This is a genomic window from Phormidesmis sp. 146-12 (assembly GCF_052939495.1).
The window spans coordinates 1-9,391 of the sequence record NZ_JBJPHS010000175.1; the positions used below are offsets into that span (position 1 = coordinate 1).

The 9,391-nt window shown below is 47.3% G+C and carries 10 protein-coding genes; 5 read left to right on the forward strand and 5 right to left on the reverse strand.

Annotation, left to right across the window (positions count from 1 at the left end; all coding sequences use genetic code 11):
- The first annotated feature begins 472 nt into the window (after positions 1–472).
- A complete protein-coding gene (locus tag ACKFKF_RS33070) occupies positions 473–865 on the forward strand; it encodes a hypothetical protein (RefSeq protein WP_446871630.1) in 393 nt (130 codons plus the stop codon).
- A 26-nt stretch (positions 866–891) separates the two neighbouring features.
- Positions 892–1,368 carry a hypothetical protein gene (locus tag ACKFKF_RS33075; protein ID WP_446871631.1) on the forward strand — a complete coding sequence of 159 codons (477 nt, stop codon included), beginning with the start codon at positions 892–894 and terminating at the stop codon, positions 1,366–1,368.
- Between the two features lie 176 nt (positions 1,369–1,544).
- On the opposite strand, the gene ACKFKF_RS33080 is transcribed toward ACKFKF_RS33075, so the two are convergent.
- The 5 genes from ACKFKF_RS33080 to ACKFKF_RS33100 form a co-directional block, all read right to left on the reverse strand.
- On the reverse strand, positions 1,545–1,997 hold the full coding sequence (locus ACKFKF_RS33080) for a surface-adhesin E family protein (protein ID WP_446871632.1): 453 nt from the start codon (positions 1,995–1,997) through the stop codon (positions 1,545–1,547).
- A 26-nt stretch (positions 1,998–2,023) separates the two neighbouring features.
- Positions 2,024–2,734, reverse strand: a complete 711-nt coding sequence (locus ACKFKF_RS33085) for a hypothetical protein (RefSeq protein WP_446871633.1) — start codon at positions 2,732–2,734, stop codon at positions 2,024–2,026.
- A 333-nt stretch (positions 2,735–3,067) separates the two neighbouring features.
- Positions 3,068–3,685, reverse strand: coding sequence for a superoxide dismutase (locus ACKFKF_RS33090; RefSeq protein WP_446871634.1), 618 nt, complete (start codon positions 3,683–3,685; stop codon positions 3,068–3,070).
- 494 nt (positions 3,686–4,179) lie between these two features.
- Entirely contained in the window at positions 4,180–5,097 is a 918-nt protein-coding gene (locus ACKFKF_RS33095; RefSeq protein WP_446871635.1) for a 50S ribosomal protein L11 methyltransferase, read from the reverse strand.
- Between the two features lie 251 nt (positions 5,098–5,348).
- Positions 5,349–6,317, reverse strand: a complete 969-nt coding sequence (locus tag ACKFKF_RS33100; RefSeq protein WP_446871636.1) for a hypothetical protein — start codon at positions 6,315–6,317, stop codon at positions 5,349–5,351.
- A 277-nt stretch (positions 6,318–6,594) separates the two neighbouring features.
- Between ACKFKF_RS33100 and ACKFKF_RS33105 the strand changes: the two genes are divergently transcribed.
- The 3 genes from ACKFKF_RS33105 to ACKFKF_RS33115 are packed head-to-tail and all read left to right on the forward strand — an operon-like array spanning position 6,595 to position 9,343.
- Entirely contained in the window at positions 6,595–7,389 is a 795-nt protein-coding gene (locus ACKFKF_RS33105) for a glutathione S-transferase family protein (RefSeq protein ID WP_446871637.1), read from the forward strand.
- Positions 7,390–7,442: 53 nt separating this feature from the next.
- Positions 7,443–8,735: an AAA family ATPase gene (locus tag ACKFKF_RS33110; protein ID WP_446871638.1), complete on the forward strand. Its 1,293-nt coding sequence runs from the start codon at positions 7,443–7,445 to the stop codon at positions 8,733–8,735.
- Positions 8,732–9,343 carry a retron system putative HNH endonuclease gene (locus ACKFKF_RS33115; protein WP_446871639.1) on the forward strand — a complete coding sequence of 204 codons (612 nt, stop codon included), beginning with the start codon at positions 8,732–8,734 and terminating at the stop codon, positions 9,341–9,343. Before ACKFKF_RS33110 ends, ACKFKF_RS33115 begins: the two co-directional genes overlap by 4 nt.
- Positions 9,344–9,391 lie beyond the last annotated feature (48 nt).

Here is a 9,391-nt window from a genome sequence, read left to right on the forward strand (position 1 = left end):
ACAAGTTGATCGATCGGTCATTGCTGAGATCCTTCGCCCCCTAAATCCCCCAAAAATGGGGGACTTTGAGCCGTCGTCATGGCTTTGAACTTTGGAGGAAATCCTTCCTTTGTCAAAGTCCACCAGACTGGGGGATTTAGGGGGCTGAAGCCGCTTGAAACGAAGCAACAACGACTTGTGTGACACCGTAGAAGCTGCCAACTCTGGGGACTTTTAGACAAAACTTCCCGTTCAAAGCCTTCTACCTAACGGAAGTTAGAACACAACCAAGATCGGTAACCGAAGCAAAACCTTCATCCCTCCTCCCTCATCCTTCATCCTTCATCCCTCCTCCCTCCTCCCTCCTCCCTAAATTCCAAGCAACCGAAAGATCAATACATTAGTGGGAACACTGAAAAAAGTTGAGGAAACTCACCCCTACAGAATTTAACAGTAGAGCATGTGGCGAAGGCTAAAAAACCTCTTTGACAGTTTGAATACATACGCTGACATGAGTCCCGATTTGGCACTGAGAAAGCGTATCAATCAAACTTTGCGCGATCGCCCCTCCCGGACAGCGGATGAGTGGTACGAATTGTTTTGGCAGCCTTTAGGCATTTCTCAAGAAGTCTCAGATTTTGTCTACCAGCAGTTAGAAGACTATTCAGGGCTGCATTTTGCCAATGTCTTACCAAGCGATCGCCTCACCGAAGATTTGCACCTGCCGCTAGTCTGCTGGTTTGACTGGGAAATCTCATTTTGCGAAGCCTTTGGCTGTCAATTTGGAATTGATGTGAGCGAAGGATTTGACCTTGACCGCTTTTCAACGCTTGAGGCACTCGTCGTTTTTCTTAATCAACAATTGCTCTCTGTGAACTACTCTTAAATGGAGGGTAAGAACAGACGACCAGCATGGATAAACCGTTAGATGTAGAGCGATCGCTAGAGGTCGCCCAAACTGTCAAAAGCAAAGCAAAATCAATTTTTGAAAACGCCCACAAAGCCGCCCTTGTCATCGAAGGAGCAACCTATGTGCAGGGGTTTGTCGTCTTTGCGGGGTCGCCCTTTAAGCCAGTCGAACATGCGTGGCTAGAGTTAGACGATCGCCTCGTCGATCCCAATTTTCAGCATCTAAGCCGCAAAGCGGACGAGCTTTTTTACTTCCCAGCCCAGCGCTTGACGGTGAAACAGTTGAAAAAAGCGATCGAGGAAGCTGAAGAAGACTACCCCGATGATGACGCGCTGCCAGTCTATGGCAAAATGCCCTACGAATATTACGGCGACCTGATGCTAGGAGGCAAAGACTACCTCACCGCTCACCAAGCTGCCGAAGCCAAAAGCAAAGAACTCAACAAACCCAAATCAAGAGACGCAAACGAGTTAAACTAGCGCAAATTCGACGAAATCTTTCGCGGCGGTTGTTAATTTAGGCAGCCCCCCAAATCCCCCTTGAGTAGAGGACTTTGAACTAGGATTCTTCTCTTAAAGTCCCCCAGAATTGAGGGGTTGGAGGGCAGAAAATCTCAACAACGAAGCGACGAATTCGCATTTCTTCAAGCATTTACTCACTGAGGCTTTTGGTCTTCGTTTGGAGACTGACTATCCTTTGAGTTACAGGCTCGATCGACTACTAAATAAGCGCTACTTCCTGGTTTTGGTTGTGTTAACGCTCCCGTGTCGCCGTATTCAAATTTTTGAATCAATTTTCTATTTTTGGTATAAGCGTTTAACTTTCTCAAGCGTTGTGATTTATTGGTGCAATCGACTGACCAGCGAATCACCGCACCATGTACAGGCTGAGTCACTTTCTCATCGACAAAAGCATTGTTGGCTTGAGGAAATTCACGATATTCCCAATACCAAACGACCGACCCATTGCGCTGGATCGAACTGGTGTCAATAAAAAACTTATCGTTAACTGAGTTCTCAGTGACTTTTGTCCATTCAGCCGCCAACCCGATCGGAGCATACGCAAAAAAAGCTCCCGCAATCATCATCAAGGACACTAACTTTTTCATGACAGTCTCAAAGTTTACTACAACATCTAACGGATCGGTTTTTCTGCGGCTGGCTTGGGCTTGTTGGGTCGGTTGGCTTCGACATTGCGGATTGCCTGCGTTGCAAAGGTGTCGTTGGGTCGCTCATCCAGTGCCCGTCTAAAGTAGAGCAATGCAGTTTGGTTGTCTTTTTGCTGAGTCGCAGTGTAGGCTGCCTGCATGTAGCGATCGTAGAGCGTTCCTTTAGAATTCGTTGAAGAATTTGTAGCAGGAAGCGGCGCTCTGCCCGCAGGTTGTTGATAAAAACTCACCACCTTTTCAATGTAAGGCGAAATGTCAGCGCTTCGATAGCGCCCAGCATCTCCCGTCATCCACCAGGCCGCAACCCGCCGCACTGCCACCAATTCATTGTTGCCCACCACTCGATATTCGTCTCTCAAAACATCCCGAATGATGCAGGTGACGACCGATCGAGCCGCCGTTGGGTTGGCTTCAAACTCTGTGGGTGACAGTTCTCGCCCGGTGCAGTTTTTTGACCAGCGAGGAATATTGTCAGGTTTGACTTGCCAATCGCTATACAACCCGTCGTTCTTTTTCCCGGTATCGGGTGCAGCCTGACGCAGCGCTTCGACAACCTTACCGACCTGAATATCTGAAAGCTGGGCCCGAACGGGCAAAACGCCTGGCCCAACGCTCAACAAGCTGCCGATAATTGCGATCGAGTGCAAGTTGCCCCGCAAAAATCTGAAAGATTTCATAACATGCCTTGTGATGCTAAAAGCGATTAATTATCCGACGTAGACCATAAATCAAGGTTTCGATCTTGACCTTCTAGAATCTGTTCTAGTTTAAACGCTAAGGATCGTGGATCAAATAACATCTGGACTTGATCAGAATCAGGAGAGATTGGTTTAAACGCAAAAAAAGCCCGATCGCAAGACCAGGCCAGTTGATAAAGTCATCGATAAAATTCTTTGCTTCGCGCTTCAGAATACCCGCAAGGGGTTTCATATAGTCCCCTAGAATTGGCAGCTTGGGAGGCAGAAGACTCAAGCAGCAAATCACAAATGCTTCATCAAACTCATGGAGTTTTAAGCGACCGATCTATCTGCAAATCGACGATTGATCTCATCCCAGTTGAGTACGTTCCACCAGGCGTTGAGGTAGTCGGGACGGCGGTTTTGATATTTGAGATAGTAAGCGTGTTCCCAAACGTCGTTACCAAAAATGGGGTAGTGACCTTCAGTTAGCGGACTGTCCTGGTTAGGCGTTGAGGTGATTTGCAGATTGCCTTGAGGGTTTGAGACGAGCCACACCCAGCCGCTTCCAAAGCGCTTGACCCCCGCATCGTTGAACTGTTGCCGAAAATTGTCAAAATTGCTAAAAGTCTGGTCGATCGCGCCCGCCAGATCTCCGGTCGGTTCGCCGCCGCCGTTGGGCTTCATGATTTGCCAAAACATGGTGTGGTTGACGTGCCCACCTGCATTGTTACGCACAGCACCTCGCACCTCTTCAGGAATGGTGTCTAGCATTTTGACCAACTCTTCGACACTTTTGCTTTGCAGATCAGAATGGTTTTGCAGAGCAGCGTTGAGGTTGTTGACATAGGCAGCATGGTGCTTGTCGTGGTGAATCTGCATGGTCTGAGCGTCGATGTAAGGCTCTAAAGCAGCGTAGTCATAAGGAAGTGGAGCTAATTCGTAAGCCATGTTGGAGTCTCCTAAACAGGACAAGTTGAGTTGAGAGGAGGGTGAGAAAGTTTTGAGATGAAGCAAGCCGTTCTGCTATCCAATCAGTCGCACGTTTGAGCGGCAGAAATCGAGGGGCAGAAATCGAGGGGCAGAAATTTGAGGAGCAGAAACCAAATCTTCGATGCTTGTTCTCTCTTCTTAAATCATAGTCGTTATGATTTTGAATTGCATCAATTGAACCTAAGTTTTTGCCCATAAATCAAAGATTAATTTAAGCAAGCAGTTCTCAAACTCCCAGAAACCAGAACTTTCAGAATTTTTGCGAAAATTTCTCGCCTGGCTCTAATAAGACTAAATCTCACTAAAGGATTAGAAGCACTCAAATATCAAGCAAGAAATGAGAAGCCACATTAACCCGTCGATCGCAGCCATCCCTCATCCCTCATCCCTCATCCCTCATCCCTCATCCCTCATCCCTCCTCGCGAAGCGGAACAAAGTTCTCCCTCATCCCTCATCCCTTCAATCGATAAGCCAACGCAACCCATTCATCCAGGCGTTGAGTCTCGATCGCCTCAAACCCCACCTTCTCCAAAGCCTGAGAAACGTCTGTGGTGCGATCGTCCGTAAAGCCAGCCGCAATCAACAAGCCCGATGGACGCAATGCCTTCTGAAAGTCTGAAGCGAGAGCGATGTGTACCCGTGCAAAAATGTTGGCGGCAATTAGATCAAACCTAGCTTCAGGCGTGAAAGTAGCTGTTGTCTCGTCAGTTTCTCCACCCATCCAGTGACCTAGCCCACTTCCCATACCCAGGCTCCCTGCTTTGACGGTGACTTGCTCGGTAACCTGGTTGAGATTGACAGTCGATCGAGTGGATTCGACGGCGATCGCATCATTGTCCAGTGCTAAAACCTTGGCTCCTAGCTTGGCCATTGCCACACTCAAAATTCCTGATCCCGATCCCAAATCGAGAGCGTTTATGTTGGGCGAAACAAACTGCTCAAGTAGCTGCAAACTTAGTCTTGTCGCAGGATGAAACCCACTGCCAAAGCTCAAACTGGTCTCGATTTGAAGGGAGATGTCTCCTGTCTGCAAAAGCACAGGTTGAGCAGAGTTGACCATCACAAACCGTTGTCCAATTCGATAGACAAACGGGTTACATGGAGCAGGTTTCTCCTCTACGAAGGCGATTTCGAGGGCGGTAGTCATGTGAGTGCGATGCAGGGAAGAAAGCAGATTGGCGATCGCATCCACTCGATCTCCGACGGGACGATCGTTGGGCAGATACAAGCAAAGTGTAAAAGCCCAATCTTCTCCCGTGGTATAGTTTGTGATCTGAATGTCACCAGTAAAGTCAGCCGTAGATAGCAGAGTACACACCCAATCAACTGCTTCATAAGTTGCATGGAGGCTCAATTCTATCCAGGACATAACTTTTTTCTCAGCGTGAAGATGAAGGAAAAGGCAGAGCCAACTAGGGCGTTGCTGATTGGAGGGATAAATCTGTGGGAAGTGTCCATCTTTTCGCCCCCTAAATCCCCCAAAAATGGGGGACTTTGAACCTTGGGTTTCTCGCCGCTTTGGGGCAATTCATCCCCTGATTCAGCAACGCCCCAACTAGAAAGCAAATTGTCGGTTCCCTACCTTTTCTCAAGCATCTTACGCTAGATCAGAGCCTCGGTTTAGGGGTATCTCGAAGGGGCAGATTGATTGTTAACCCCGCTACTGGGAACACATTCAACGGGGACAGGCATTGCACTTTGGTTGGTTTGTGCGCTGCTGGAATTGTAAGAACCGCCCATTCCAGAAGTCTGCATCATTGACTGTTCGCCACCCCGGTTAAACGCATCCAAGGACATGCTGGCTTCTTTTCCGGCTGTACCCGCAGGCCCGTTGGCGCGGAAGGCTAAGGCTGCACTGGGGTTTCTTCCTGAAAACTGCCCGTCTAGAATCGAGCGGCTCGATCGCTGGTTGTCGATCGAGGTTGAGTTGTTCATTGCTCCAGAATTCGTCACTCTAGAATTCATCACTCTAGAAGAGTTGGCGGCATCTAAGTTAGAACTGGCTTCTCTTCCAGCCGTACCCACAGGCCCATTAGCGCGATAAGGAATCGCTGGTCTGGGATTGTTAGCTGAAAATTGATCAGACGTGCTGGAGGAGCGATCGCTGGTTGAATTCATCGTCAAATTCGTTGGGTTAGAGTTGGCACTGCTTGCGGTCTGCTCATTGATGCTCCCATTGATGGTGCCTGCATTTGCACTGTTGGGGAACTGGTTTGCGTTAGAGTTTGCAGGAGAATTAATGCCTTGAGAAGCCACGTCGTCGCTTGATAGGCTCGAATTGCTGTTAGAAGGTGCGCTACCCCTTGTTTGAGTCTGGTTGGAAGTGGAGTCGATCGGGCCACCAACGCCACCTGACGTATAGCCTGGAGGACATTGAACTGCACTAATTCCAGTTTGATTTGTCCCAGTTTGATTTGTCCCGGTTTGCCTTAGCCCAGTCTGACTGCGATTGTAAGGCGGTTCATTAAAAATGCTGGGGTTTGGGTTGACCTGTGCCAGAGCGGGCAAGCCTAACAAAGCGGCTGTTCCTACGGCTCCCACCAAAGCAGACAAGCGTTTTGCTAAACCGTTGTGATTCAGTAAGTTCATAAAAATCTCCAGACAAGGTGTAATTCTGTATACTGAAAAGATTAAAAAATCAGTAGCTTTCGCTTCTCTATCAATAGGGATTAGTCAATGTCTATCTCTGGTGGGATCTAATGTTGCTAGAAAAATTAGCAGAGCTAGTTAAAAAATTCGCTCTTAGGCTCAATGTAATCTTCTGAGCCGTAGCGTTAAGGTATATTCTTCTTGCAGACGGATCACATTGCCTTTTGCACATATAGATAAACGGTGATACTCTCAACCCAAAATTTGGAGGCTGACTATGCTGGAGTTATACCAATTTGAGATGTCCCACTATGCCGAAAAAGTGCGGCTAATCTTGGACTACAAGGGCTTAGAGTACCGCAAGATCGAAGTGACCCCAGGAGTTGGACAAATTGAGCTTTTCCAACTGTCGGGGCAGCGTCAAGTTCCGGTTTTGAAAGACGGTAGCGAAGTCATTGCAGACTCAACGGCGATCGCTGACTATCTCGATAAAAAGTATCCCGAAAAACCGATCATTCCGGCTGACCCTAAGCAGAAAGGCCTGTGTTTGTTGATGGAGCAGTGGGCTGATGAGTCGATCGGTCTCAATGCTCGCAAAGCGCTCGTGGGGTCTCTCAGCACCAATCAGACCTTTCGGACGGCGTTGTTGCCCAATTCTGTCCCGGATGTGGTCAAGAATGTGGTGGGGGCGATTCCGGGTGAGTTTTTGAGTGTGTTGGGGCTGGGCGTGGGGATGGGGCCCGATGCGGTTAAGTCAGCTAAAGAAGCGCTCAAGCGGGATCTAACGGCTCTGTGTTTTATTTTGATGGAGCAGCCTTATCTACAAGGAGACACGCCGACGCTGGCTGATTTTGCGGTGGCTGGGCTGTCGATGTATCTCAAGTTTCCGACTGGCCCGTATTTGACGATTCCGGAGTCGCTCAAGGGTCAAGGGGTTTCGGGGATTGCGGATATTGGGACGTTTGAGCCGTTTTTTGCGTGGCGTGACAAGCTCTATGCTGATTTCCGCAAGGCTTCTCCGTTTGCGGCGGCTCCTGTGGGTGCGGCTCCGACTTCGATCAACATCGATTAAGTGATCTGGTAAGTTTGTGGGATGGGCAAGTTGTCTGTCCCACTTGGAGAAGTATGAAAGTCAAAAGTTTGACCCTGCGATCGTTCCGTGGCATCGACAACTTAACCCTAGACTTTGATCCAAAAGTCACTGTATTAATTGGCAACAATGGAGTCGGTAAATCCAGCATTCTTGATGGTCTATCCAATATGTTTTCTCCTTTCCTCCTATTTTTGAGAAAAGGATATACGGAACAAGACATAGATTGGACAAAGACCTTATTTCTTTCTAAGAGGAATAAAGAACCTATAATGCGTTCCTTTTGCGATCAAGACATTGCTAATCGTGATAAGGAACTAAGCACCAAAATAGTTTTAGCGCTACGTGAAAAAGAGATAAGTTGGTCAATAACAAAGGCTCGTGGAAATTCTACTCAAGACGACAGCATTAATGAGTTAGGGAAAAATATCAATAGCACACTGAGAGAATGGGTTAATAATCCCGAATTAAATTTACCTTTAATCACCTATTATCCTATTACTCGCGCAGTTCTTAGCGTTTCTCTAGAAATCGCGAATAGTCAGTTTAGGCAAATAGATGCCTATGATCGATTTCTAGAAGAGAGCGGGAGTGGATTTGAACAATTTTTTATTTGGTTTCGGACTTTAGAAGATCTAGAAAATGAAGAACGTCGAGACACTTTGGAATATCGCGATCGCCAATTAGAAGCCGTCCGAAAAGCAATTCCTGAGTTTCTTCCTGGGTTCTCAAATTTGAGAGTGCGGCGATCGCCCCTCAGAATGACCGTTCAAAAACAGGGTCAAGAACTGATTATTAATCAACTTTCAGATGGTGAGAAATGTCTGTTAGCGATGGTGGGAGATTTGGCGCGGAGACTGGCGATCGCTAACCCTGGCTTACTCGATCCTCTACAAGGCGAAGGCGTTGTCCTAATCGATGAAATCGAACTTCATCTTCATCCAAAGTGGCAGCGTGAGATTATTCCTGCACTCACCAGAACCTTTCCAAACTGTCAATTTATCGTCACAACTCATTCGCCTCAAGTATTGGGAGAAGTCAAAGGTAAAGTTTATCAACTCAAATCTACGTCTGAAGGAATCATTGCTGAATCTCTACAAACCTATGGAAGAGATAGCAACCAAATTCTTGAAGATGTGATGGATGTACCGGAGCGATCGCGAGAATTCCAAGATAAAATTCGCCATTTATTTCGATTGATTGAAGATGGCAAACTGGATGAGGCAAAAAGTCTACAGCAAGAACTCGAAGATTCAATTACATACGAGGAACCAGAGTTTGTAAAATCTGAAATCTTGATTCGTCGGAAAGAAGTTTTGGGACGATGAAGTACATCAGAAAAAATCAGGAGCCGCCAAACTTCACAGATTGGAAACAACAAGCAAACGAAGACTGGAAGCCTGATTGGAAGAATAATTTTCAAGCTCCAGAAAAAGCAGAAACTCATGAGGCATTATTGATTGAGCAAGGCTACATTTGCTGTTATTGCGGCAGACGCATCGATCGCCAAAGCAGCCACATCGAACATCTTCGACCTCAAAAGCACTTTCCAGAACTCGCCTTGGAATACACAAATCTTCTAGCATCTTGTCCTGGATATGCTGAAGATGAAGCTTTTGAACCAAACAATCAGCCATCTCAAAAACACTGTGGACAGAAAAAAGGAGCCTGGTACGACCAAAAGCTCACCGTTTCGCCACTCATCGAAGACTGTGAAAACTACTTTCGATACACCAAAGACGGACAAATCTTGCCGACCCAAACGCCATCTATGCAGCCTGCCGCCCAAGCCACCATTACCCAATTGGGTTTAGATTGCAGCAGTTTAAAGAGAGCAAGAGCAAGAGCCATCGAAGCGATCGAGCCACTAGAAGGATTCACTCGTGAAGAAGCCCAAAAATTAATTCAGTCCTACGAACAACCTAACGAAACGTGAGTTCGATGGACTAAAAAATGGCAGGGGGCAGAGCCGGCAAGCCTTTGG